21 protein-coding genes are annotated in these 25,254 nt (G+C 41.9%); 17 read left to right on the top strand and 4 right to left on the bottom strand.

Annotated features, from left to right (window positions below; translation table 11 throughout):
* Nucleotides 1-29 precede the first annotated feature (29 nt).
* From MHB66_RS13450 to MHB66_RS13440, 3 genes are all read right to left on the bottom strand, one after another.
* Nucleotides 30-215 carry a hypothetical protein gene (locus MHB66_RS13450; protein ID WP_046312048.1) on the bottom strand — a complete coding sequence of 62 codons (186 nt, stop codon included), beginning with the start codon at nt 213-215 and terminating at the stop codon, nt 30-32.
* A gap of 108 nt (nt 216-323) precedes the next feature.
* Entirely contained in the window at nt 324-827 is a 504-nt protein-coding gene (gene ytrI / locus MHB66_RS13445) for a sporulation membrane protein YtrI (RefSeq protein WP_003216226.1), read from the bottom strand.
* Nucleotides 824-1,165 carry a YtrH family sporulation protein gene (locus MHB66_RS13440; protein ID WP_024424798.1) on the bottom strand — a complete coding sequence of 114 codons (342 nt, stop codon included), beginning with the start codon at nt 1,163-1,165 and terminating at the stop codon, nt 824-826. Before MHB66_RS13440 ends, ytrI begins: the two co-directional genes overlap by 4 nt.
* Before the next feature lie 137 nt (nt 1,166-1,302).
* Here MHB66_RS13440 and dnaE point away from each other — a divergent pair, with 137 nt between their 5' ends.
* From dnaE to MHB66_RS13405, 7 genes are all read left to right on the top strand, one after another.
* Complete coding sequence (dnaE, locus tag MHB66_RS13435; RefSeq protein WP_034279637.1) at nt 1,303-4,638, top strand: DNA polymerase III subunit alpha; 3,336 nt, start codon at nt 1,303-1,305, stop codon at nt 4,636-4,638.
* Nucleotides 4,639-4,779: 141 nt separating this feature from the next.
* On the top strand, nt 4,780-6,012 hold the full coding sequence (locus MHB66_RS13430; protein ID WP_025092260.1) for a malic enzyme-like NAD(P)-binding protein: 1,233 nt from the start codon (nt 4,780-4,782) through the stop codon (nt 6,010-6,012).
* A gap of 304 nt (nt 6,013-6,316) precedes the next feature.
* Nucleotides 6,317-7,192 (top strand): acetyl-CoA carboxylase, carboxyltransferase subunit beta, encoded by an 876-nt coding sequence (gene accD, locus MHB66_RS13425; protein ID WP_034279640.1) that lies wholly within the window; start codon nt 6,317-6,319, stop codon nt 7,190-7,192.
* Nucleotides 7,177-8,154, top strand: coding sequence for an acetyl-CoA carboxylase carboxyl transferase subunit alpha (gene accA / locus MHB66_RS13420; protein ID WP_024424795.1), 978 nt, complete (start codon nt 7,177-7,179; stop codon nt 8,152-8,154). The genes accD and accA overlap by 16 nt, the downstream gene beginning before the upstream one ends.
* A gap of 342 nt (nt 8,155-8,496) precedes the next feature.
* Entirely contained in the window at nt 8,497-9,456 is a 960-nt protein-coding gene (gene pfkA / locus MHB66_RS13415; protein WP_024424794.1) for a 6-phosphofructokinase, read from the top strand.
* Nucleotides 9,457-9,483: 27 nt separating this feature from the next.
* Nucleotides 9,484-11,244 carry a pyruvate kinase gene (pyk, locus tag MHB66_RS13410; RefSeq protein WP_024426143.1) on the top strand — a complete coding sequence of 587 codons (1,761 nt, stop codon included), beginning with the start codon at nt 9,484-9,486 and terminating at the stop codon, nt 11,242-11,244.
* Between the two features lie 99 nt (nt 11,245-11,343).
* Nucleotides 11,344-11,733: an FxsA family protein gene (locus MHB66_RS13405; RefSeq protein ID WP_024424793.1), complete on the top strand. Its 390-nt coding sequence runs from the start codon at nt 11,344-11,346 to the stop codon at nt 11,731-11,733.
* Nucleotides 11,734-11,757: 24 nt separating this feature from the next.
* Here MHB66_RS13405 and ytvI read toward each other — a convergent pair whose 3' ends face one another.
* The gene (ytvI, locus tag MHB66_RS13400) at nt 11,758-12,876 is read right to left on the bottom strand and encodes a sporulation integral membrane protein YtvI (protein WP_046312044.1); all 1,119 of its coding nucleotides are present in this window, start codon (nt 12,874-12,876) and stop codon (nt 11,758-11,760) included.
* 100 nt (nt 12,877-12,976) lie between these two features.
* On the opposite strand from ytvI, the gene MHB66_RS13395 reads away from it, so the two are divergent.
* From MHB66_RS13395 to coaE, 10 genes are all read left to right on the top strand, one after another.
* The gene (locus MHB66_RS13395) at nt 12,977-13,441 is read left to right on the top strand and encodes a DUF441 domain-containing protein (protein ID WP_024424791.1); all 465 of its coding nucleotides are present in this window, start codon (nt 12,977-12,979) and stop codon (nt 13,439-13,441) included.
* A 376-nt stretch (nt 13,442-13,817) separates the two neighbouring features.
* Complete coding sequence (gene citZ / locus MHB66_RS13390; protein WP_024424790.1) at nt 13,818-14,936, top strand: citrate synthase; 1,119 nt, start codon at nt 13,818-13,820, stop codon at nt 14,934-14,936.
* A 148-nt stretch (nt 14,937-15,084) separates the two neighbouring features.
* Nucleotides 15,085-16,356, top strand: a complete 1,272-nt coding sequence (gene icd, locus MHB66_RS13385) for an NADP-dependent isocitrate dehydrogenase (protein WP_024424789.1) — start codon at nt 15,085-15,087, stop codon at nt 16,354-16,356.
* 34 nt (nt 16,357-16,390) lie between these two features.
* Nucleotides 16,391-17,329 (top strand): malate dehydrogenase, encoded by a 939-nt coding sequence (gene mdh / locus MHB66_RS13380; RefSeq protein ID WP_008356047.1) that lies wholly within the window; start codon nt 16,391-16,393, stop codon nt 17,327-17,329.
* Between the two features lie 185 nt (nt 17,330-17,514).
* Nucleotides 17,515-18,243, top strand: a complete 729-nt coding sequence (locus tag MHB66_RS13375; RefSeq protein WP_024426141.1) for a response regulator transcription factor — start codon at nt 17,515-17,517, stop codon at nt 18,241-18,243.
* Nucleotides 18,236-19,978 carry an ATP-binding protein gene (locus tag MHB66_RS13370; RefSeq protein ID WP_046312040.1) on the top strand — a complete coding sequence of 581 codons (1,743 nt, stop codon included), beginning with the start codon at nt 18,236-18,238 and terminating at the stop codon, nt 19,976-19,978. Before MHB66_RS13375 ends, MHB66_RS13370 begins: the two co-directional genes overlap by 8 nt.
* Before the next feature lie 255 nt (nt 19,979-20,233).
* Nucleotides 20,234-22,873 carry a DNA polymerase I gene (polA, locus tag MHB66_RS13365; RefSeq protein ID WP_046312038.1) on the top strand — a complete coding sequence of 880 codons (2,640 nt, stop codon included), beginning with the start codon at nt 20,234-20,236 and terminating at the stop codon, nt 22,871-22,873.
* 26 nt (nt 22,874-22,899) lie between these two features.
* On the top strand, nt 22,900-23,733 hold the full coding sequence (mutM, locus tag MHB66_RS13360; protein ID WP_034279657.1) for a DNA-formamidopyrimidine glycosylase: 834 nt from the start codon (nt 22,900-22,902) through the stop codon (nt 23,731-23,733).
* A 174-nt stretch (nt 23,734-23,907) separates the two neighbouring features.
* Entirely contained in the window at nt 23,908-24,540 is a 633-nt protein-coding gene (ytaF, locus tag MHB66_RS13355) for a sporulation membrane protein YtaF (protein ID WP_034279660.1), read from the top strand.
* Nucleotides 24,541-24,553: 13 nt separating this feature from the next.
* On the top strand, nt 24,554-25,159 hold the full coding sequence (coaE, locus tag MHB66_RS13350) for a dephospho-CoA kinase (protein WP_046312035.1): 606 nt from the start codon (nt 24,554-24,556) through the stop codon (nt 25,157-25,159).
* The last annotated feature ends 95 nt before the right edge of the window (nt 25,160-25,254 follow it).

Raw genomic sequence — 25,254 nt, 5'->3', positions numbered from 1 at the left:
TTCTCTCTTTTTTGTCATGGAGAAAAGGGTTACTTGCATACAGGGATAAACCAGGAGCCGATGTCTGTTGAATCTTCATAGGCTTGGAGATTTTGATGCTTTAATTCTTTTTTAATTAAATGAGCCATCATTTCTGTCTCAGCATAGGCGCACATGCCGTCTTTGATCCGGCTTGCTTTGTCTCGTGCCATTTGACGATAGCTGTAAACCTCCATTGTCCTCACCTCTTTCTATTTAAGATTTCGTTCTACTTTTAGTGTATAAAAATGAAGCGTGAAAAGCGATCATTGAGGGCAGAAATTCATAAAAATTCCACAACCTCCTTATTCAGCAAATGAAATACGTACTTCAAGTGAAAGCTTCGTATAAATTGTCAGCTCTGTCACTTTCGCGCGATATGCCTTTTCCCGAATGGTATATTCTTTATTTTCCACTGTCCGTTTTAGTAATTCCTTTGTTTTATAGACACTTTCAATATCCTTTGTAATGACTTCTGAGATATCCTCCTTGACCTGATCTTCAAACTTTAGCGTATCTGGCTCTGGGATTTTATACTGCTCACGATTCACGAGATGAACATCTACGCTTTGAATCAGCAGCCGCTTCTTATTATCCTCATTTAACTTATGCAAATCTTCCCGATAGAGTGTGATTTGTTCTTTCAGACTGTCCATATGATGCTGCTGGCTTCTCAGCAGTGTCACTTGCTTTTCCTGAAAGGTTCCGTATGTAAAGAGAAAAATGAGCCAGCTTACAATCGCACCAAACATCATTCCTGCAAAAAAACGCTGCCAGCCTGGGCGTTTATACAGCTCCGGCACCCTCATGATGACACATGCTCCTGGGTGAGCCACGTAATAATGAGATACCCCGTTTGTGCACCGCCCATGGCAGAGATAATTAATAAAATCTGCTTAAAAATATCACGCGTGTTTCCTTCGAAAATGCCTCGTTCAAAGCTATAAACAGCATCAAATGTTCCACCGATAGCGGCGACAAGCGCCCAAATCTTTAAACGGTTGGCAAGACTAGTAATAATGGATAAAGGCGGCTGACCAGATAAATACGCACCAACACCGCCTATGATAGCACCACCCAAAATGACCCCAAGGGCGATAAAATAACAGCTGATAAAATTCGGAATAAAAGCTTCCTTCACATCCATTTTGTCCACCTCACTCTATTCAATATATGGCGTGTGCTGGACAAGTATGAACGGACAGAAAAGAAAGAACATTTGTTTCTCATCGCATCGCGTTTTATAATGAAAGAATGACTTTAGACGAAAGGAGTGGATTAAGCATGTCTTATGTTCATCTTCAGGTCCACAGTGGATACAGCTTGTTAAGCAGTGCAGCTAAAGTAAAGGAGCTTGTGCTGAAAGCAAAAGAACTTGGCTGCAAGGCGCTCGCTCTTACCGATGACCATGTGATGTATGGCACGGTTGAATTTTATAAGGAATGTAAAAAACATGGCATCAAGCCGGTTATCGGTTTAACAGCTTCTGTCTTCATAGATGAACAAGAGACAGAGGCTTATCCCTTGGTACTCCTTGCAAAAAACAATGAAGGCTATCAAAACCTGATCAAAATCAGCAGTGTGCTGAAATCAAAATCAAAAGCCGGATTGAAAGAGAAATGGCTCAAAAGCTATCACCGCGGGCTCATTGCCATCACACCAGGCGCATCTGGGTATATTGAAACGCTTTTGCAGCATGATCAGTTAGAAGAAGCGCGTGAAGCCGCCAAACAATTGAAGCATATATTCGGCGAGGGACATGTGTATATCGCACTTCAGCCATTTCAGCAGGACGAATCGCTCGCCGGCAAACTGCGGGACGTCTCACAAAGTACGGACATTCCTCTTGTTGCGACGGGTGATGTTCACTATATCAATCGAGAAGACAAAATGGCTTATACGTGCTTAAAGGCGATTAAAGCAGGTAAGCAGCTTTCAGAGATAGAGGAAGACCGAGGAGAAAAGCATTTCAAATCCTTTGATGAAATGTTGGAATGGTATAGAGATGATCGAGAGCTGCTGACAAGAACGGTGGAGATTGCAGACCGCTGTGAAGTCGATTTAAATCTTGGGCAGACAAAACTTCCATCCTATCCAACTCCTGATCAATCAACAGCAGATCAGTTTTTACGCAGAGTGTGCGCAGAAGGGATGAAGCAAAGAAAGATTGCTTCAAATGACATGTATGTTAAAAGGCTTGAATATGAGCTGAGCATTATCCAAAAAATGAATTTCAGTGATTATTTTCTCATTGTGTGGGATTTTATGAAGTATGCGCATGACAAAGGGATTGTCACAGGCCCTGGACGGGGATCAGCAGCGGGTTCACTTGTTGCTTATGTTCTGTTTATTACGGATGTCGATCCGATCCGTCACGGTCTTTTATTTGAGCGTTTCTTAAATCCAGAGCGGATCAGTATGCCAGATATTGATATTGATTTCCCCGATACGAGAAGAGATGAAATCATTTCTTATGTAAAAGACAAATACGGAGACATGCATGTGGCGCAAATTGTCACGTTTGGAACACTTGCAGCAAAAGCTGCTTTAAGGGATGTTGGACGTGTGATGGGAATTGATTCAAAAGCAGCGGACCGTCTTGCCAAGCTGATTCCATCAAAGCCAGGAACGACGCTGAAAGAAGCGGTGACTGCATCTTCTGAATTAAAAACGATGCTTCAGCAATCCGAAGAGCTTCGAAAGGTCTTCCAAACGGCTTTAAAAGTAGAAGGCTTGCCAAGACACACCTCGACACATGCAGCTGGCGTTGTGCTGAGCGAAGAGCCGCTGACAGAGGTCGTTCCGATTCAAGACGGCCATGAAGGTGTGTATTTAACGCAGTACGCAATGAATTATTTAGAAGACCTTGGACTTTTAAAGATGGATTTCTTAGGGCTCAGAAACTTAACATTAATTGAATCCATTAAAAACCAGATTGAAAGACAGGAAAACGTCCACATTAACTTTAGTGACATTTCATACGAGGATCAGAAAACGTTTGAATTGTTATCCGCCGGAGATACAACTGGAATATTCCAGCTTGAATCACAGGGAATGCGACAGGTGCTGAGACGCCTGAAGCCGTCTAGTTTAGAAGATATCGTGGCGGTCAATGCCCTCTATCGTCCAGGTCCAATGGAAAATATCCCGCTTTTTATCGACCGAAAGCATGGCAGAGTCAAGGTCTCCTATCCTCATCCTGATTTGTATGACATATTAAAGGATACATATGGGGTCATCGTCTATCAGGAGCAAATCATGCTGATTGCAGCGAAGATGGCTGGTTTTCAGCTGGGCGAGGCAGATCTATTAAGAAGAGCTGTTTCGAAGAAGGATAAAAAGGTCCTTGATGAAGAGCGAAGCCATTTTGTTGAAGGATGCCTAAAAAAGGAGTATCCTGTTAACATTGCAAATGACGTTTATGACTTAATCGTCAAATTTGCAAACTATGGTTTTAATAGAAGCCATGCTGTTGCATATAGCATGATTGGCTTTCAGCTTGCTTATTTAAAAGCGCATTATCCGTTATATTTTATGTGCGGTCTTTTAACGAGTGTAATTGGAAATGAAGACAAAGTTGCTCAATATTTCTATGAGGCGAAGGAAAAAGGGATATCTGTGTTGAAGCCTTCTATTAATAAGAGTGAGTTTCCATTTACGGTTGAAAAAGGGGAGATCCGCTACAGCTTAAGAGCGATCAAAAATGTCGGAGTGTCAGCTGTAAAGGATATATACAGAGCAAGACAGGAAAAGCCGTTTGAAGATTTATTTGATTTTTGCGCAAGAGTATCACCAAAGAGTGTCAACCGAAAAACGATTGAAGCGCTCATTTTTTCAGGAGCGATGGATGAATTTTATCCCAATCGTGCTTCGTTATTAGCATCGATAGATATTGCGTTAGACCACGTGTCATTTTTAAATCCAGAGGATCAGCTTGACTTTCTTGGGGATACAACCTTCTCCATTAAGCCAAAATATGCGGAGATAGAAGAAATGCCGCTTGTTGACCTCCTGCAATTTGAAAAAGAGGCACTCGGATTATATTTATCAAATCATCCAGTACAAGCGTACCGAGACCGCTTAAGAGAGAATGGTGCAGTGGAAATCATCAGACTTTCTTCCTATATAAAGCGTAAAATCTCAATGGGTGGTCTTTTGACAAAAGTGAAATCGATTCGGACAAAAAATGGACAATCGATGGCATTTGTTACATTTGGGGATGAAACGGGAGAAATGGAAGGCGTCGTCTTTCCAGAGCAATTTAGAAAGCTGTCCCCCTTACTTGAGGAGGGCACCATGCTTTATGTTGAAGGCAGAGTAGAGGTCAGAAATGACAGCAGTCAAATCATCGTGCAAGAAGCTGCTTTGCTGGAAGAGATGGACGCAAAAAGAAAAGAGTCTGTCTACATTCGGGTCAAAGAAGAGAATCATACGCAGGAGCTGCTAGAGCAAGTAAAACGAGTCCTCTCGATGCACAGCGGAGAAGCAGATGTCTATTTGTATTATGAGAAGCAAAAAAAGACGATGAGACTTCCAGATGCATACAAAGTTCATGCAAATCATGCTGTGATTTTCCAGTTAAAAGAGCTGCTCGGTGAACAAAACGTTGTGATTAAATGATGACAAATCGCCTGAATATGTTTTACAAATTCACCTATTGTGTTATCATTTTAAAGATTCTGTGTATTTAAAACTGCCAGTATGTGCTTATCAACTTAGCAAATCATTAAATCATTTTCCACTTGAAGGAGTGTTCATCACATGTCATTAAGAGAAGAAGCATTACATATGCACAAAGAGAATCAAGGCAAACTCGAATCAAAATCAAAAGTACAAGTGAAAAATGCGAAAGACTTGAGCTTGGCTTATTCACCTGGTGTTGCAGAACCATGTAAAGATATTTATGACGACACAAGCAAAGTGTATGATTATACAATGAAAGGCAATATGGTCGCTGTTGTCACAGACGGAAGCGCTGTTTTAGGGCTTGGAAATATTGGCGCAGAAGCATCTCTTCCAGTAATGGAAGGGAAAGCTGTATTATTCAAAAGTTTTGCAGGCGTAGATGCTTTCCCAATCGCGCTTGCAACGAACGATGTTGACAAAATCGTTGAAACAGTGAAGCTTCTTGAGCCGACTTTTGGCGGTGTGAACCTTGAAGATATTGCAGCACCTAACTGCTTTATCATCGAAGAGCGCTTGAAAAAAGAGACAAACATTCCAGTTTTCCACGATGATCAGCACGGAACAGCCATTGTGACAGTAGCAGGACTTGTGAATGCACTGAAGCTATCTGGAAAATCCATGTCTTCAATCAAAGTAGTGGCAAACGGCGCCGGGGCAGCAGGAATTGCGATTATCAAGCTTCTTTATCATTTCGGTGTACGTGATATCATTATGTGTGATACGAAAGGTGCTATTTACGAAGGCCGCCCGAACGGTATGAATGCAGTGAAAAACGAAGTAGCTAAATTCACGAACCAAGACCGCAAAGAAGGTTCATTAGAAGAAGTCATTGAAGGTGCAGACGTCTTTATCGGGGTTTCTGTAGCAGGCGCTTTAACAAAAGAAATGGTTGGAAAAATGGCAAAAGATCCTGTCATCTTTGCTATGGCTAATCCAAATCCAGAGATCATGCCAGAAGATGCACATGCAGCAGGTGCAAGTGTTGTAGGAACTGGCCGTTCTGACTTCCCGAACCAAGTGAACAACGTACTGGCATTCCCAGGAATTTTCCGCGGAGCATTAGATGTACGTGCAACTCACATTAACGAAGAAATGAAAATCGCAGCTGTTGAAGCAATTGCGTCTCTTGTCTCAGATGAAGAATTGTCAGCTGAATATGTCATCCCTGCACCATTTGATGCACGCGTAGCACCAGCGGTAGCAAAAGCGGTGGCAAAAGCAGCAATGGAAACTGGCGTTGCAAGAATCAAGGTCGACCCAGAAGCTGTCGCTGAAAAAACAAGAAAATTAACGATTATCGGCGAATAATCAACTGGAAAAGTGTGCACGTTCTTTCTGAAATTGGAGGAAAAACGTGCACCATTTCCTCTCTTATGCGAAAAATTTTTCATCCGGAATGAGATTTTTTTGTAGACGTTCACAATTCAAACATATCAACTGCTCAGCGCCCCAAACACATACTCATTTCTCATCAATTCCCCACTGAAAAAATTGAATGAAGGATGACAGCGTTTGACAAAAAAAGTACAATAGTTTCGGTACAGTTATGACATGTCCTATAATAGTGGATGTGCGTGTAAAGAAAAAACCCTTCAAAAAGGGAGGTAGTCATTTGTCAATCAAGAATATTTTCAGTAAAAAGAAAAAATATGCATCTGTACCCTCTGAACAGGCAAGTCAAGATGTGCCTGAAGGCATCATGACCAAATGTCCGCAATGTAAAAAAATAATGCTCACCAAAGAACTAGATAAAAATTTACGTGTTTGTATGAATTGCGGCAGACATTTGCAAATGAATGCAAAACAGCGTATTGAAAGCCTTGTAGATGAAGGCACATTTGAAGAATTTAACGGGCACCTCATTTCAGCAAACCCGCTCGGTTTCCCAGGCTACGAAGAAAAGCTTGAGAAAGACAGAGAAAAGACATCTTTGAATGAAGCCATTGTCACAGGTAAAGGTGAAATTGAAGGCCAAAGTGCTGTGATTGCTGTCATGGATGCCACGTTCCGTATGGGCAGCATGGGATCCGTTGTTGGTGAAAAGATCACGCTGGCGATCGAGAAAGCAAAAGCGGACAAGGTGCCTTTTATTATCTTTACTGCATCTGGCGGAGCGAGAATGCAAGAGGGAATTCTTAGTCTCATGCAGATGGCAAAAACAAGTTCAGCATTAAAACTGTTCAGCGAGGATCAAGGTTTGATTATCTCTGTGATGACGAACCCAACAACTGGCGGTGTATCAGCTAGTTTTGCGTCTCTCGGTGATTACAATTTTGCAGAACCTGGTGCTTTAATTGGTTTTGCAGGACGAAGAATCATTGAACAAACGATTCGTGAAGACCTGCCAGAGGACTTCCAGACGGCTGAATTTTTAATGAAGCATGGACAGCTTGATGCTGTCATCCATCGTGCAGAAATGAAAGAAACACTAGGCCGAATCTTAGCACTACACAGCACAGGAGGTGAACGAGAGTGGCTGGAGAACTAGAATTTGAAAAACCTGTCATTGAACTTCGAGCGAAAATTGATGAACTGAAAAAGTTCACACAAAACTCAGAAATGGATTTAAGTGCAGAAATTGAGCGCCTTGAAACACGTCTGAGCAAGCTTGAAGCAGACATTTATACAAATTTAAAGCCGTGGGACAGAGTGCAGATTGCTCGGCATGCGATGCGCCCAACAACTCTCGATTACATTCAAGAGCTGTTTGACAACTTTTTCGAATGTCACGGTGACCGTTTTTATGGTGATGATGAAGCGATCGTTGGAGGAATTGCCACGTTTAAAGGGCTTCCTGTCACTGTTATTGGCCATCAGCGCGGTAAAGATACAAAAGAAAACTTGCGCCGTAATTTCGGAATGCCTCATCCAGAAGGCTATCGTAAAGCGCTGCGCTTGATGAAACAAGCAGATAAATTTAATCGCCCGATCATTTGCTTTATTGATACAAAAGGAGCTTATCCTGGTAAAGCAGCTGAAGAGCGCGGACAAAGTGAAGCAATTGCGAAAAACCTATTTGAAATGGCAGGACTTCGTGTACCAGTTGTCTGTATTGTCATTGGAGAAGGCGGAAGCGGCGGCGCACTAGGCTTAGGCGTAGGAAACCACCTATTCATGCTAGAAAACTCAACGTATTCAGTGATTTCACCTGAAGGTGCAGCAGCGCTGCTCTGGAAGGACTCATCACTTGCGAAAAAAGCTGCAGAATCAATGAAAATTACCGCTCCAGACCTAAAAGAATTAGATATTATAGATGATGTTATTAAAGAAGTGCAAGGTGGAGCACATCGAGACGTGAAACAACAAGCAGCTTACATGGAAAAAACATTAAAACAGTCACTTACATCTTTGCTCAAACTAACACCTGAAGAACTAGTCGAACAAAGATATGAAAAATATAAAGCAATCGGGAAAGTATCGATTGAAAATCAATATATTGGGGTAAACTAAATAAACGTACAGCCATTTTGGCTGGCGTTTATTTTTTTTCATCTTTTTTCATGAAAACCGACTTCATGTAAGCGCTATTTGAAAATAATTTTCTTTTGTTTTCATAAAATTTGAAACGTCTGAAAACCTTGATATGATAAGGTTTATAGCAACTCCCTTCACATATTTCAGAGAGATTTGCTTTCATGACGTTCTTAACTTTTGTTTAAAAACGGTTTATTTAATTGTATAATAAGTACGGTTTTAGAAATTCGTATTGAAAACATCCAAATTTGCTCATGATTGTTTTCAAGCAGTGGAAATGGTATGTTTAATTCATATATGGTCTCTGAGGTGAAAAAGATGAAGCGTATAGGAGTTTTAACAAGCGGTGGGGATTCCCCAGGAATGAATGCAGCTGTGCGCGCAGTTGTAAGGAAAGCAATTTACCATAATGTTGAAGTTTACGGTATTTATAATGGATACTCAGGTCTAATTAACGGTAAAATTGAGAAACTCGAAATAGGTTCAGTAGGCGATATCATTCATCGTGGAGGAACAAAACTTTACACGGCAAGATGTCCTGAATTCAAGACAGTTGAAGGTCGTGAAAAAGGAATTGAAAACTTAAAAAAATTCGGTATTGAAGGACTTGTAGTCATTGGTGGAGACGGGTCATTTATGGGAGCGAAGAAATTAACAGAGCTCGGTTTTCCATGTGTAGGTGTTCCAGGCACGATTGACAACGATATTCCAGGTACTGATTTCACTATTGGCTTTGATACAGCACTGAATACTGTCATTGATGCCATTGATAAAATTCGTGATACAGCCACATCTCATGAACGTACATACGTAGTGGAAGTAATGGGAAGACATGCTGGTGATATTGCTCTTTGGTCAGGTCTTGCGGGCGGAGCCGAATCTATTTTGATTCCTGAAGCAGACTATGACATGGACGAAATTATTGCTAGGTTAAGAAGAGGTCACGAACGCGGCAAGAAGCATAGTATCATCATCGTTGCAGAAGGCGTAGGCAGCGGTGTTGAATTTGGTAAGCGGATTGAAGAGGAGACAAGCCTTGAAACACGTGTATCTGTCTTAGGGCATATTCAGCGCGGAGGTTCTCCGAGTGCGTTTGACCGTGTACTGGCAAGCCGTTTAGGAGCATATGCAGTCGAGCTTCTTCTCGAAGGACAAGGCGGACGCTGTGTAGGCATTCAAAGCAATGAACTCGTTCATCACGATATTTTAGAAATCTTAGATAAAAAACATACAGTCGATAAAAATATGTACCGACTTTCACAAGAGCTCTCTATATAAAACGAGAAGACCTTAGGAGGAACAGTAATGAGAAAGACAAAAATCGTTTGTACAATCGGTCCAGCAAGTGAAAGCATTGAAAAGCTGACTGAATTGATTGAAGCAGGAATGAATGTAGCCAGACTCAACTTCTCCCATGGGGATTTTGAAGAGCATGGTGCACGCATTGAAAACATACGTAAAGCAGGTAAAACATTAGGCAAGGACATTGCGATCCTTCTAGATACAAAAGGTCCAGAGATCCGTACACGTACAGTTGAAAACGGCTCAATTGAGCTAGTCGCTGGTGCTGATCTTATCGTGAGTATGGAAGACATTGTTGGAAATACGGAAAAAATTAGTGTGACATACGAAGATTTAATTCATGATGTAGAAGTAGGCTCAACGATTCTATTAGATGATGGTCTGATTGGTTTAGAAGTAAAAGAAATTAACAAGGACCGCAAAGAAATCGTCACTAAAGTCATGAATACAGGCACGCTCAAAAACAAAAAAGGCGTCAACATACCTGGCGTCAGTGTGAACCTGCCAGGTATTACAGAAAAGGATGCCAATGATATTCTGTTTGGAATTGAACAAGGCGTCGATTTCATCGCAGCTTCTTTTGTGAGACGAGCTTCTGATGTTCTTGAAATTCGTGAGCTTCTTGAAAAGAACAATGCGACTGATATTCAAATCATCCCTAAGATTGAAAACCAAGAGGGTGTTGATAACATCGACGAGATCCTTGAGGTATCTGACGGTTTAATGGTTGCGCGTGGAGATCTTGGTGTAGAGATCCCGGCTGAAGAAGTACCGCTTGTCCAAAAAATGCTGATCAAAAAATGCAATCGTTTAGGCAAGCCTGTCATCACAGCGACTCAAATGCTGGACAGCATGCAGCGTAACCCACGTCCTACCCGTGCGGAAGCAAGTGACGTGGCAAATGCTATTTTTGACGGCACAGATGCGATTATGCTTTCTGGTGAAACAGCAGCAGGAACATATCCAGTAGAAGCCGTACAAACAATGCATAACATTGCATCACGTTCAGAAGAAGCACTAAACTATAAAGCCATTCTTTCTCGCAGAAGCGAAGAAGTAGAAGTCAGCATTACAGACGCGATTGGTCAATCTGTTGCACATACAGCAATGAAGCTTGATGTAGCAGCAATTGTGACGCCTACGGAAAGCGGACATACAGCAAGAATGATTTCAAAATATAGACCAAAAGCACCAATCGTAGCAGTTACTGCAAACGAATCAGTGGCGAGAAAGCTTTCACTCGTATTCGGTGTATTTGCAAAGAGCGGATCAAAAACGACATCTACTGATGAAATGCTTGAGAATGCAGTAGAAAAGTCAATTGAAACAGGCTATGTAAGACACGGCGATTTAATCGTGATTACAGCAGGTGTGCCAGTTGGTGAAACAGGTACGACGAACTTAATGAAAGTATATGTTGTCGGTGACATCATTGCGAAAGGTCAAGGTATTGGCCGTAAATCTGCATTTGGACCGGTTGTCATTGCACAAAGCGGAAAAGAAGCAGAAGAAAAAATGTACGATGGTGCGATCCTGGTTGCAAACTGCACAGATCGTGATATGATGGGAGCTTTAGAAAAAGCATCTGCCCTTATCACAGAAGAAGGCGGTTTAACAAGCCATGCAGCAGTTGTTGGACTAAGCCTCGGCATTCCAGTGATTGTTGGTCTTGACAGCGCAACGACACTATTAAAAGAAGGCGAAGAGATTACAGTAGATCCAGCACGCGGAGCGATCTACAAAGGCCGTGCAAGCGTCCTTTAAATCATACTAGAGGGGAGTTGTCTGACTCCTCTCTTTTTTTATGTTACACTAAAAAAAGTAAACAGCTTTCGATGAAAGATACCCCATGAGGTGATATGGTTGAAGAAATATTTTCTACTATTATTAATTCTGTTCCCTGCGGTGGAAATTAGTTTATTTTTAATCTCAAGTAAAATCATTGGCATTTTGCCAACCATGCTGCTCATCGTGCTGACAAGTGCCTTAGGTGCTTATTTTGCAAGAAAACAAGGTATAGAAGCCTTCCAAAAAGTGCAGCGAGATTTACAATATGGCAAGATGCCAGGGGGAGCGATTGTCGATGGTTTTTGTATTCTAATCGGAGGTCTGTTGCTGCTCATTCCAGGCTTCTTATCGGATCTCATTGGGGCTTTGCTGCTCATTCCGGTGACGAGAAAGGGAATCAAGCCGCTCTTTGAACGCTGGCTTAGAAACATGTCTAATCGCAACCGCTACACGATCATTCGTTAAAGAGACCTTCAGCTGAAGGTCTCTTTATTTTTGCATTCCATACCGAATGTACTCATAAATATCTCTGAAAACTCCTGCATTACGGAATGCCTGCCACACGACAAGGGCAGCAGGGCCAACCACAAGTCCTAGAAAACCAAACCATTTTAACCCGACAAATAGCGCCACAAGCGTTGCTAAAGGATTAAGCCCGATGGATTTGCTTAAAACTTTTGGCTCTGATATTTGTCTTTGAATGAGGACGACAATATACAAAATGCCCAGTCCAATGGCGAGGGAAAGATTTCCTGTCATAGCAGAATAAATGATCCACGGTAGAAAAACAGTGCCGCTCCCGATATATGGAAGTAAATCGACGAGCCCGATACATAGAGCGATAACGAAGGCATGCTTGACCTTTAAAATGATGAGTCCAATCAATACAATACCAATCGTCATGGCAACAAGCAGAAGCTGAGCCTTCATAAAGCCGGTAATGGCTTTTTTGATTTCAGATAAAATAGCGCGTGTATGCTGCATCCATTTTGCGGGAAAGATACGTGAGCCATATGTTTTTAACGTAAACCAATCTTTCGTGATAAAAAAAGTCGCCAGAGCAGAAAATAACAGTGTGGCTGCTGCATCAGGCAAAAGACCTAAAAAAGCCGGAATAAGCTCGAATGTTTTTGAAAGAAAAGACCCGATTTTTGCGGCCGCTTCATCACCAAGTGCTTGAATTTGTCCCAAAATCGATTCCTTTTGACCTGCTTGAAGCGTATTAAATTGGGCCGTCACATCATGATATAAAGGCAGAATCTTGTCTGTGAAAAATTGCTCTACAATCCCAATCATTTGATCAAGATGACGGGGTAGCACCTTTGCCAAATAAGCACTTCCTGAAATGATTTCCGCAACTAAAAGCGTCATTAAGCCGGCGGCTGCGACTAAAAAGAGCAAGAGCACAATGACCACAACAAATCCTCTTGGCATCCCGGTGATCTCTTCGATTTTGCAGACGGCAGGATGAATTAAACAAGACACGATAAGGGCGATCCAAAAAGGATATAAAAACGGAAAAGACTGATATAAAAAGACAACCGCAAAAACAGCAATGCTGATCATCATCAAACTTCGAAGAAAAATGGCCACATAGGCGTGATTCACACAATCCCCTCCAAAAAACAAGCATGTCCGATACTTCATTTTATTCAAAAAGATTAGTAATATGAAAAGGTCGCAATAAAAAGAAAGAAAGGAGCGGCGTATGTTTACTCAAGCAAATTTGTTTTTGGTTCTTTTACTCGTTATTGCACTTATTGCAAAAAACAATTCGTTAATTGTAGCAGTCTCTGTGCTGATCGCGATTAAGCTGATTGGCCTGGATCAAAAAATTTTCCCGGTTCTCCAATCTAAAGGCATTAATTGGGGGGTCACCGTTATTACCATTGCAGTTCTGGTCCCGATTGCAACAGGTGACATTGGATTTAAGCAGCTTGGAGAAGCGATGAAATCTTCCTATGCTTGGATAGCTCTTGGAGCGGGTATATTAGTAGCATTAATTGCAAAAAACGGAATTGTGCTACTCGAAAATGATCCGCATATTACGGCAGCGCTTGTGTTCGGTACCATTTTGGCAGTCAGCTTATTTAAAGGTGTGGCAGTTGGACCGCTTATCGGGGCTGGGATTGCTTATTTGGCGATGCAGGCTGTGAAATTTTTCAGCGGGTGAAAAGAGAGTGGTTCCTGCCACTTTCTTTTTTAAATTTTTTCTTGCGTGAGCTTTTGCAAAAAAACATAATTAAATATATTAAAAGAAGCAAAATCCCTTTATTCCATGCCTGATATGGGAGACTGGAAAAAAAAATATCAAAAAAAATTATAGTTAAACATTTAACAAATGTCTGATTATTGTTTATAATGGGAATAGGCTTAATTTTGAACTCATTGATCACACAAGAGATATGAGGCTAAAAGCGCTCTAACCGTATAGGTAAATGTAAGCATTTTCTTTTCTGAGCCTGCTATCTTATCCGGATTGGATAGCGCTTTCAAAAAGTGAGAATTCTGCAACGAAGGGGAATCTTTTTAAAAAGGGGAGATTGAACATGACAGCAACAAGAGGTCTTGAAGGTATCGTGGCAACAACTTCATCCGTAAGCTCAATTATTGATGATACTCTTACTTATGTAGGGTACAATATCGATGATTTAACTGAAAAAGCTACATTCGAAGAAATTGTCTACCTGTTATGGCACTTAAAGCTGCCGAATGAGCAGGAGCTGAGTGAATTAAAACAGCAGCTCAATGAAAATGCTCAGATTCCGCAAGAAATCATTGAGCATTTTAAATCTTATTCGCTTGATGGGGTTCATCCAATGTCTGCGATTCGTACAGCAGTATCTTTACTAGGTTTACTTGATGACGAATCAGAGATTATGGACAAAGAAGCGAATTACAGAAAGGCGATTCGCTTACAGGCGAAAATTTCTGGACTAGTCGCTGCGTTTTCACGCATCCGCAAAGGGCTTGAGCCTGTACAGCCAAAAGAAGAATACAGCTATGCTGCAAACTTCTTGTATATGCTAAATGGCGAAGAGCCATCACCAGTAGAAATTGAAGCCATTGATAAGGCACTTATTCTGCATGCGGATCATGAATTAAACGCATCGACATTTACAGCACGTGTATGTGTTGCTACACTATCAGATATCTACTCTGGTGTGACAGCGGCTATCGGTGCGCTGAAGGGACCGCTTCATGGCGGCGCTAATGAAGGCGTGATGAAGATGCTTTCAGAAATTGGCGAAGTTGAAAACGTAGATTCCTATATTCATGGTAAGCTAGAGAAGAAAGAAAAAATTATGGGCTTTGGCCACCGTGTATACCGTCAAGGTGACCCGCGTGCAAAGCATCTAAAAGAAATGAGCCAGCGTTTAACAAACCTCACTGGCGAGCCGAAATGGTATGAAATGTCTGTTCGCGCAGAGGAAATCGTGACATCAGAGAAAAATCTTCCACCAAATGTTGATTTTTATTCTGCATCTGTATATCACAGTCTTGGGATTGATCATGACTTGTTTACACCAATTTTCGTGATCAGCCGATTCTCTGGATGGATTGCTCACATTCTAGAGCAATATGACAACAACCGTCTTATCCGTCCAAGAGCTGACTACATTGGACCTGATCTTCAAACCTTTGTTCCGATCAGTGAAAGAGACTAATGTTTATAGAATAAGCGGGGGCTGATTTCAAAAGGCCAATCAGCCTCCATATCAACAAAAAAACGAATCACGTGAAAAACTTCTTTGTTTGCAGACATCAAGCCAAGAAGTTTCAAATATTCACTACATAACCTGGGAGGTAATATCATTGTCACAAGGCGAAAAAATTACAGTTACTGGCGGCGTATTGAATGTACCAAATAATCCAATTATCCCGTTTATTGAAGGGGACGGAATCGGTCCTGACATTTGGAAGGCAGCATCAAGAGTACTTGAAGCAGCTGTAGAAAAAGCATATAAAGGTGAAAAGCAAATCACTTGGAAAGAAGTATATGCAGGTGAGAAAGCTTACAATAAAACTGGAGAGTGGCTTCCTGAGCAAACGCTTGAAGACATTCGTGAATACTTAATTGCGATTAAAGGACCACTAACAACACCAATTGGCGGAGGAATCCGTTCATTAAACGTGGCACTTAGACAAGAGCTTGATTTATTCACATGCTTACGTCCAGTTCGCTGGTTCAAAGGCGTACCTTCTCCTGTGAAACGTCCAGAAGACACAGATATGGTGATCTTCCGTGAGAACACAGAAGATATCTATGCAGGTATCGAGTATGCAAAAGGTTCAGACGAAGTGAAGAAGTTAATTGACTTCTTGAAAAACGAATTAGGTGTGAATAAAATCCGTTTCCCAGAAACGTCAGGTATCGGAATCAAGCCAGTTTCTGAAGAGGGAACATCCCGTCTTGTCAGAGCGGCTATCCAATATGCAATTGACCAAGGCCGTAAATCTGTGACGCTTGTTCACAAAGGAAACATCATGAAATTTACAGAAGGTGCCTTCAAAAACTGGGGCTACGAAGTGGCTGAAAAAGAGTTTGGCGACAAAGTCTTTACATGGGCACAATATGATCGTATTGTAGAACAAGATGGAAAAGATGCGGCAAACAAAGCGCAGAGTGAAGCAGAAGCTGCTGGCAAAATCATTGTCAAAGACAGCATTGCAGATATTTTCCTTCAACAAATCCTAACTCGTCCAGCTGAGTTCGATGTTGTGGCTACAATGAACTTAAATGGAGATTACATCTCTGATGCACTTGCAGCACAAGTTGGTGGAATTGGTATCGCACCAGGTGCAAACATCAACTACGAAACAGGACACGCTATTTTTGAAGCGACTCACGGAACAGCACCAAAATATGCTGGTCTTGATAAAGTGAATCCATCTTCTGTTCTTCTATCAGGCGTGCTTTTACTTGAGCACCTTGGCTGGCAGGAAGCAGCTGATCTAGTGATTCAATCTGTTGAAAAAACAATTGCATCTAAAGTCGTCACATACGATTTTGCTAGATTAATGGATGGCGCAACAGAAGTGAAATGTTCTGAGTTTGCTGACGAGCTCATCAAAAACTTGTCTTGATTCTTAAACTTTAAAGTTAAAGGGGAAAAAGGAAATGGCAAACAAGCGTAAAAAAGTATCTGTCATCGGAGCAGGTTTTACAGGAGCAACTACAGCATTTCTAACGGCTCAAAAAGAATTAGCGGATGTCGTATTAGTTGATATCCCGCAGCTTGAGAACCCAACAAAAGGGAAAGCTCTTGATATGCTGGAAGCAAGCCCTGTTCAAGGCTTCGATGCGAACATTACAGGCACTTCTAACTACGAAGATACAGCCGGTTCTGATGTCGTGGTCATTACGGCAGGAATTGCAAGAAAGCCGGGAATGAGCCGTGACGATCTCGTGTCAACAAATGAAAAAATCATGCGCAGCGTGACACGCGAAATCGTTAAATATTCTCCAGAAGCCATTATTGTTGTGTTAACAAACCCTGTTGATGCAATGACATATGCCGTTTATAAAGAATCAGGATTACCAAAAGAAAAAGTCATTGGACAATCGGGCATTCTTGATACAGCACGCTTCCGTACGTTTGTTGCTCAAGAATTAAACCTATCTGTCAAAGATGTGACGGGCTTTGTGCTTGGTGGACATGGCGATGACATGGTTCCGCTTGTTCGTTACTCTTACGCAGGCGGTATCCCGCTGGAAACATTGATTCCAAAAGATCGTATTGATGCGATTGTTGAAAGAACAAGAAAAGGCGGCGGCGAAATCGTAAACCTATTAGGTAACGGTAGTGCCTATTATGCACCTGCTGCTTCACTAGTAGAAATGGTTGAGGCGATTTTAAAAGATCAGCGCCGCGTGATCCCAACGATTGCATACCTTGAAGGTGAATATGGCTACGAAGGCATTTACCTTGGTGTACCAACAATCGTAGGTGGAAACGGACTTGAGCAGATCATTGAGCTTGAGCTGACAGAAGAAGAAAGAAGTCAGCTTGACCGTTCTGTTGAATCTGTTAAGAACGTCATGAAAGTATTATCTTAATATGAAAAAAAGAAGGCTTCTCTTATGAGGGGCCTTCTTTTTGTTTACAAAACCAATCTTGTCGAAATTTTAAATTGTCCTCTTGTTAAGCTTTCGTTAAAATGAAAGAGAAAGCATGACTTCTCGCTTTTCACATAAGATACAAAAAAACGGATGCAGGGGAAATCACTAATTGGAGGCACAACATGAATAAAAAAATATTAGTTGTGGATGATGAAGAATCAATTGTAACACTTCTAAGCTATAACCTTGAAAGGGCGGGCTATGATGTCGTCACAGCAAGAGATGGGGAAGAAGCGCTTGAAAAAGCAGCAAGTGAACAGCCTGATCTCATTGTATTAGATTTAATGCTTCCGAAAATGGACGGTATTGAAGTGTGCAAACAACTGAGAATTCAAAAAATGATGTTCCCTATTTTAATGCTGACAGCAAAGGACGATGAATTTGATAAGGTGCTCGGTCTTGAACTTGGAGCCGATGATTACATGACAAAGCCATTCAGTCCTAGAGAAGTGGGTGCTCGTGTAAAAGCCATCTTGAGAAGAGCGCAGCAATCTCAGCCTGTCCCCGCGCAAGAGGAGAAGGAAGAGGTCATTGCAGACCAAATCAAAATTGGTGAACTGCGCATTTTACCAGAACACTACGAAGTCTACTTCCAAGAAGAACGCCTAGAGCTTACGCCGAAGGAATTTGAACTGCTGCTTTATTTGGCCAAGCATAAAGGACGTGTCCTCACACGTGATCTGCTGCTAAGTGCCGTTTGGAATTATGACTTTGCAGGTGACACTCGTATTGTGGATGTACATATCAGCCACTTGCGGGACAAAATTGAAAAGAATACGAAAAAACCAACATACATTAAAACCATTCGCGGCTTAGGCTACAAATTGGAGGAGCCAAAGCCAAATGAGTAAAATTCGAACCCGCCTGTTTTCGGGACTTATTTTTCTCCTTTTTATTGTGTTTGTTGCACTTGGCCTTTTTTTGGATCACATGTTCCATGTTTTTTATGAAACTAAATTAACGGAACGAATGGAAAATGAATCGAGCTTTCTTCTTTCTTCCATGGATGGTGATGATCTGCAGGCGAAGCAGAACAAGGAGATCCTCAATCAGGCAAAGCAGCATCTCGATATGAATGCGTCAATTGTGGACCTGAAGGGGAATATCATACATACAACAGGTCAAGCGGAGCAAAGGGGCATCATTCAAAACACACTGAACAATGAACGCCTTCAAACAAAAGGAGTCGTCATTGAGGAAGAAAAGGATGCGCTGTTTCATTATGCAGTCCCTATCCTGAAACAAAACGAACCGGCAGGCTATTTATTTCTCCATGCGTCATTCCAGCCTTTAAATGAAATTGACGGCCAGCTTTGGCTCGCATTAGCCGTTTGTCTTGGAACGGCGATTATTATTATCGTTTTCTTTGGATACCGCATGTCGATGAAATATGTAAAACCGATAGATTATGCCACAAAGGTAGCCAAACAGCTGGAACGCGGGAACTATGATACCAATCATTATGAAGAGCTCATCATTGAAACAAGTGAGCTTAATACATCAATGAAGCGCCTGGCAGAAAGCCTTCAAGAAATGACAAGCACTGGGGAGATGCAGCGAGACCGTCTGCAAACAGTCATTGAAAACATCGGAGCAGGGATTATTTTGATTGATAAGATGGGGTATATTAACCTAGTCAATCGAACTTTCCGCAAGCAGTTTAAGGTGCAAAAGCATATTTACATGCACAAGCTGTATCATGAAGCATTTACACATGGAGAAATTATTGAGCTGATTGACGAAATTTTCATGACAGAAACGAAGGTGCGGAAGTTTTTACGCCTGGCCGTTGACATTGAACGGCGCTACTTCCAGGTGGATGGTGTTCCCATTTTAAGTACAGACGATGAATGGAAAGGAATAGTCCTTGTGTTTCATGACGTGACAGAAACAAAGCAGCTGGAGCAGATGCGAAAAGATTTTGTCGCCAATGTGTCTCACGAGTTAAAGACACCGATTACGTCGATTAAAGGATTCTCCGAAACTCTTCTTGATGGAGCGATTGATGACAAAGAAGCGCTGACACAATTCCTTTCCATCATTCTAAAAGAGAGTGTCCGTCTCGAAACACTCATTCAAGATTTACTCGATCTTTCCAAAATCGAGCAGCAGCATTTCAAACTGAATATTCAAGACGCCAATGCGACAGAAATCATTCAAGAGATTGAAGTCCTTTTAAAACAAAAGGCTGCAGAAAAAGGCATTCAACTACAAGTGCGTATCCCGAAAGAGCCTGTCTATGTGATGGCAGATCCGCTGAGGTTAAAACAAATCTTCCTCAATCTCGTGAACAATGCCCTTACCTATACACCAGAGGGAGGGAGTGTCACCATTTCGGCAAGACCGCGGAAAGGCGCCTATGAATTTGATGTAGCAGATACAGGAATCGGCATGAAGAAAAGCGAGATTCCAAGAATATTTGAGAGATTTTATCGAATTGATAAAGATAGAAGTAGAAATTCAGGCGGTACAGGACTTGGTCTTGCCATCGTCAAACACCTTGTGGAGGCGCATGAAGGGACGATTTCGGTCCATAGCAAACAAGGTAAAGGAACGACTTTTACAGTGAGCCTGAAATCAAAATAGGGAAAAAAGGAAAGTCGCGTTAAAATTTACATGATCTTTACAATGGATTCATGTTTAGTTAAACAATCATTGGTAGGATGAATAGGAACCCCTTCATCCAAGGAGCCAATTTTGTAAGGACGAAAACACTTGTTGTTTTTGTCCCTTTTTTTATGCAGGTTCGACTATTTTCTTTTCAAAATAAACTTTGATAAAATGATGATACAATGTGTGAAAGAGACGGCTGAAATGGCTCAGCCGATGGAGGATTAAAACATGACAGACAAAAAGAAATTAGTACTAGTGGATGGAAACAGTCTCGCATATCGAGCCTTTTTTGCTTTGCCGCTATTATCAAATGATAAAGGCGTCCACACAAATGCCATTTACGGCTTTGCGATGATCTTAATGAAGATGCTCGAGGACGAGAAGCCAACCCATATGCTTGTCGCATTTGATGCGGGAAAAACAACGTTCCGCCACGAGACATTTAAAGAATATAAAGGCGGAAGACAAAAAACGCCGCCAGAGCTATCAGAACAAATGCCGTTCATCCGTGAGTTATTAGATGCCTATCAGGTGAAAAGGTACGAGCTTCCTCAATACGAGGCAGACGATATTATCGGGACATTGGCTGTGGAGGCAGAAAAAGACGGCTTTGAAGTCAAAATTTTCTCAGGAGATAAGGACTTAACGCAGCTCTCAACAGACCATACGACGGTGGCAATTACGAAAAAAGGCATTACAGAAGTAGAATATTACACACCGGCTCATATTGAAGAGAAATATGGCCTGCGCCCAGATCAAATCATCGATATGAAAGGTTTGATGGGAGATTCCTCAGATAATATCCCAGGGGTGCCGGGTGTAGGTGAAAAAACAGCGATTAAATTGTTAAAGCAGTTTGAAACGGTTGAAAACCTGCTTGAACATATTGACGAAGTCAGCGGTAAAAAACTCAAAGAAAAGCTTGAAGAATATAAAGAGCAAGCGGTGATGAGTAAAAAACTCGCAACGATTCTTGTAGAAGCGCCAATTGATGTATCAAGCAAGGATCTCGCATATGAAGGTCCTCATATGGATCAAGTGATCTCTCTTTATAAAGAACTAGGCTTTCAAACGCTGCTAGAGCGTCTAGGAGAAGCACCAGAAACAGGTGAACAGGTCGAAGTAGAAGCATTAGAAGTGAAAAAAATGACCGAAGTAACGGATGAGATGCTGACAGATCAAGCTGCTCTTGTGGTAGAGCAGCTTGGAGATAATTATCATGAAGCAGATTTGATTGGGTTTGCGATCCATAATGAAAATGGTGCGTTTTTTATCACGAAAGAAGATGCGCTTCAATCAGACGCATTTAAACAATGGGTACAGGATGAAACGAAGAAGAAATGGGTCTTTGATTCAAAAAGAGCAGTTGTCGCCCTCAGATGGCATGATGTCGATCTAAAAGGTGTCGATAACGATGTCCTGCTCGCTTCCTATGTCGTCAACCCTCAGAAATCGTATGAGGACGTCGCAAGTGTGGCGAAGGAATATGGTCTTAACATCGCTCTTTCTGATGAAAAAGTGTACGGAAAAGGAGCAAAGCAGGCGATTCCACCTGAAGATGAACTGAAGGAACATCTTGGACGAAAAGCAGCGGCGATCTCTGCTCTGCATGATTTAACACTTGAAGCGTTAGAAAAAAATGATCAGCATGAACTATATGAAGACTTAGAGCTGCCGCTTGCCCTCATCCTAGGTGAAATGGAATCCCTTGGGGTAAAGGTAGATATTGAGCGCCTAGAGAAGATGGGTGAAGAGTTAACGAAAAAGCTGAAAGAATATGAAGAAACCATTCACCGCTTAGCAGGTGAAACATTTAACATCAATTCTCCTAAACAGCTTGGCGTGATTCTTTTTGAAAAATTAGGACTGCCGATTATTAAAAAGACAAAGACGGGCTACTCGACATCTGCGGATGTTCTTGAAAAGCTTGAAGATAAGCACGAGATCATTCGGTCCATTCTGCATTACCGCCAAATTGGAAAGCTCCAATCGACCTATGTGGAAGGCTTAATGAAAGTAACGCGCAAGGATACCCATAAAGTGCATACACGATTTAATCAAGCGCTCACGCAAACAGGAAGACTAAGCTCAACAGATCCAAACCTGCAAAACATCCCAATTCGTTTAGAAGAAGGACGAAAGATTCGACAAGCATTCGTTCCATCAAAAGAAGGCTGGCTCATGTTTGCTGCTGACTATTCACAAATTGAGCTGCGTGTACTCGCTCATATTTCTCAGGATGAGAATTTGATCGAAGCGTTTACGCAAGATATGGATATTCACACGAAGACAGCGATGGACGTGTTCCATGTCTCAGAAGAAGAAGTGACTTCCTCTATGAGAAGACAAGCCAAGGCTGTCAACTTCGGTATTGTATATGGGATCAGTGATTATGGGTTATCTCAAAACCTTGGGATCACAAGAAAAGAAGCAGCTGCCTTTATCGAACGCTATTTAACAAGCTTTAAAGGCGTGAAAACCTATATGGAAGAGATCGTGCAGGAAGCGAAACAAAAAGGATATGTCACGACGCTTCTCAAACGCAGACGGTATATCCCGGATATCACAAGCCGTAATTTTAATATCAAAAGCTTTGCCGAACGAACAGCCATGAACACACCGATCCAAGGAAGTGCAGCTGATATTATTAAAAAGGCCATGATTGATATGGCGCGTAAATTAAAAGAAGAAAACTTGCAGGCAAATCTTTTATTACAGGTGCACGATGAATTGATTTTCGAAGCGCCGAAAGAAGAAATTGCCATACTCGAAAAAATTGTTCCTGAAGTCATGGAAAATGCACTTCAGCTAGATGTGCCGCTAAAAGTAGATTTTGCTTCAGGGCCATCTTGGTACGACGCAAAATAATAGAGAGAGAAAAAGGAGCGAGGAGCATGCCGGAATTACCAGAAGTTGAAACCGTCCGGCGCACACTCAAGCGGTTAGTCGAAGGAAAGACGATTGAAACGGTCAATATCAAATGGCCAAATATCATCAAACGTCCTGGGGAGCCGGAAGAGTTCGCAAGAAGGATGGTAGGAGAAACGATACAAACCATTGAAAGAAGAGGAAAGTTCCTGCTCTTTCATTTAGACCACTACGTAATGGTCTCCCATTTAAGGATGGAAGGGAAATACCGTGTACATGAAGCGCATGAGCCATACGATAAACATGTACACGTCGTCTTTACGTTTACAGACGGTACTGAGCTTCGGTATCATGATGTGCGTAAATTTGGCACGATGCATTTATTTCATCCGGGTGAAGAAGAAAAGGAACTCCCGCTCTCGCAGCTGGGGTATGAGCCTTTTGATGATCAATTCACTCCGGAATATTTATGGGAGCAATTGGAAAAAACTTCCCGTGTGGTCAAAACAGCGCTGCTTGATCAAAAGATTGTCGTGGGACTAGGTAATATTTATGTAGATGAGGTTTTGTTTAAAGCAGGCATTCATCCAGAAACAAAAGCGAATCAGCTCAGCCTTGAATCGTGCAAAGTGCTTCACAGGCATATTATCGATACACTTCAAGTAGCGGTAGATGCAGGAGGAAGCACGATTCGCTCATATATCAATTCACAAGGTGATATTGGAACATTTCAGCTGCAGCTTCTTGTGTATGACCGGCGGGGAGAGCCTTGTCAAACATGCGGAAGCATCATTGAGAAAACAGTAGTCGGAGGGCGCGGCACTCATTTTTGTGTGACCTGCCAAAAGCGTCCTCAATAAAAATCAGCCATCAGCATGCTTCCTTTTTGCTGTGCATACGATAAAAAACATTCATTTTTCAGCAAGGTGTAGACTGACACACAGCCCACCTGCTCTTCATATAGTGAAGAAGAGTCTAAGGACGCCTAGAGACTCTTGATCATCGTTGCATGAACAGAAAGGAAGAGTTCAGGTATGATTTCGATTTCGCTCCTGTTTTTAGCTATTGCAGTCAGCATTGACAGCTTTTCTGTAGGATTTACGTATGGACTTCGTAAAATGAAGATTCCATTTAAAGCGATTGTCATTATTGCGTGCTGTTCAGGGATTGTGCTGCTCATTTCCATGCTGATTGGCAGCCTGCTGACGACATTCCTCCCTGTCTCAGTGACAGATAAACTTGGTGGAGGCATTTTAATCGCCATTGGACTTTGGGTCCTTTATCAATTTTACAAACCAGCGAAAGAGCGTGATTTGCTCCTTCATGAAAAGACATTGCTCAATGTGGAAGTGCAATCGCTTGGTCTTGTCATTCAAATTTTGCGAAAGCCGACAAGTGCAGATATTGACCGTTCTGGGACGATCAATGGAATAGAAGCGGTGCTTCTTGGGATTGCTTTATCCATTGATGCATTTGGCGCAGGGATTGGCGCTGCGATTCTAGGCTTTTCTCCAATTGTCATGAGTATCACTGTGGCCGTGATGAGCTCACTTTTTGTGTGTATCGGGCTCCGTTCCGGTCATTACTTGGCCAATTGGCGCTGGATCGATAAACTTGCATGCTTACCAGGGCTTCTGCTCATTTTAATTGGAGTGTGGAAGCTGTAAAGGAGGAAATCAATTGACGCTTGTCATTGGATTAACAGGCGGGATTGCTAGTGGAAAAAGCACCGTCTCGCAAATGATAAAAGAGCAGGGCATCAGGGTCGTGGACGCAGATGTCATTGCAAAAGAAGCAGTTGCCAAAGGAACACCAGCTCTTCAACAAATCGTTCAAACCTTTGGTGAGGATGTTCTCCTGCCAAATGGGGAGCTGAACCGACAGCACCTAGGAGCCGTCATTTTTTCTGATGAAGAGAAAAGAAAGCAGCTGAATGCGATTGTTCATCCTGAAGTGAGAAAAGAAATGCTCAAACAGAGAGATGAAGGGGTTAGTCAGAAGGAAACCTTCGTCGTCCTCGATATCCCGCTTTTATTTGAAAGTCAGCTGGAAAGTCTCGTCGACCGCATCATTGTGGTGTATACAACACCCGAATTGCAGCTGTCGCGGCTCATGAATCGAAATGACCTCAGCGAGGAAGAAGCGCTGAATCGTATTCACTCTCAGCAGCCTCTTGAGGAGAAATGCAAAAAAGCAGACCGCGTGATAGAGAACACACAAGATCTCGCGTTTATTAGAAAGCAATTGCAGAACATATTAAATGAATGGGAACATACAGATAAGTAAGAGTACATACACGTACTCTTCTTTTTTTATGCTTTATTCTGATTTCCTTAGAAAAGAACAGCCCTTTTTAGAAAATATACGTTTATATACTGGCA

Origin of the sequence: Bacillus sp. FSL L8-0167, assembly GCF_038630295.1 — a bacterium.
GTDB classification, from domain to species: Bacteria; Bacillota; Bacilli; order Bacillales; family Bacillaceae; genus Bacillus; species Bacillus safensis.
The sequence above is the reverse complement of the archived record's forward strand: the minus strand, read 5'-3'. Positions and strand labels throughout refer to the sequence as shown.

Bases quoted from the DNA above. Each gene is read 5' to 3' on its own strand.
- MHB66_RS13395 (WP_024424791.1), top strand. From the start codon at position 12,977: ATGTTTACTCAAGCAAATTTGTTTTTGGTTCTTTTACTCGTTATTGCA.
- MHB66_RS13430 (WP_025092260.1), top strand. From the start codon at position 4,780: ATGTCATTAAGAGAAGAAGCATTACATATGCACAAAGAGAATCAAGGC.
- ytaF (WP_034279660.1), top strand. From the start codon at position 23,908: ATGATTTCGATTTCGCTCCTGTTTTTAGCTATTGCAGTCAGCATTGAC.
- mutM (WP_034279657.1), top strand. From the start codon at position 22,900: ATGCCGGAATTACCAGAAGTTGAAACCGTCCGGCGCACACTCAAGCGG.
- polA (WP_046312038.1), top strand. From the start codon at position 20,234: ATGACAGACAAAAAGAAATTAGTACTAGTGGATGGAAACAGTCTCGCA.
- pyk (WP_024426143.1), top strand. From the start codon at position 9,484: ATGAGAAAGACAAAAATCGTTTGTACAATCGGTCCAGCAAGTGAAAGC.
- ytrI (WP_003216226.1), bottom strand. From the start codon at position 827: ATGAGGGTGCCGGAGCTGTATAAACGCCCAGGCTGGCAGCGTTTTTTT.
- MHB66_RS13375 (WP_024426141.1), top strand. From the start codon at position 17,515: ATGAATAAAAAAATATTAGTTGTGGATGATGAAGAATCAATTGTAACA.
- MHB66_RS13450 (WP_046312048.1), bottom strand. From the start codon at position 215: ATGGAGGTTTACAGCTATCGTCAAATGGCACGAGACAAAGCAAGCCGG.
- mdh (WP_008356047.1), top strand. From the start codon at position 16,391: ATGGCAAACAAGCGTAAAAAAGTATCTGTCATCGGAGCAGGTTTTACA.
- MHB66_RS13370 (WP_046312040.1), top strand. From the start codon at position 18,236: ATGAGTAAAATTCGAACCCGCCTGTTTTCGGGACTTATTTTTCTCCTT.
- dnaE (WP_034279637.1), top strand. From the start codon at position 1,303: ATGTCTTATGTTCATCTTCAGGTCCACAGTGGATACAGCTTGTTAAGC.
- MHB66_RS13440 (WP_024424798.1), bottom strand. From the start codon at position 1,165: ATGGATGTGAAGGAAGCTTTTATTCCGAATTTTATCAGCTGTTATTTT.
- citZ (WP_024424790.1), top strand. From the start codon at position 13,818: ATGACAGCAACAAGAGGTCTTGAAGGTATCGTGGCAACAACTTCATCC.
- pfkA (WP_024424794.1), top strand. From the start codon at position 8,497: ATGAAGCGTATAGGAGTTTTAACAAGCGGTGGGGATTCCCCAGGAATG.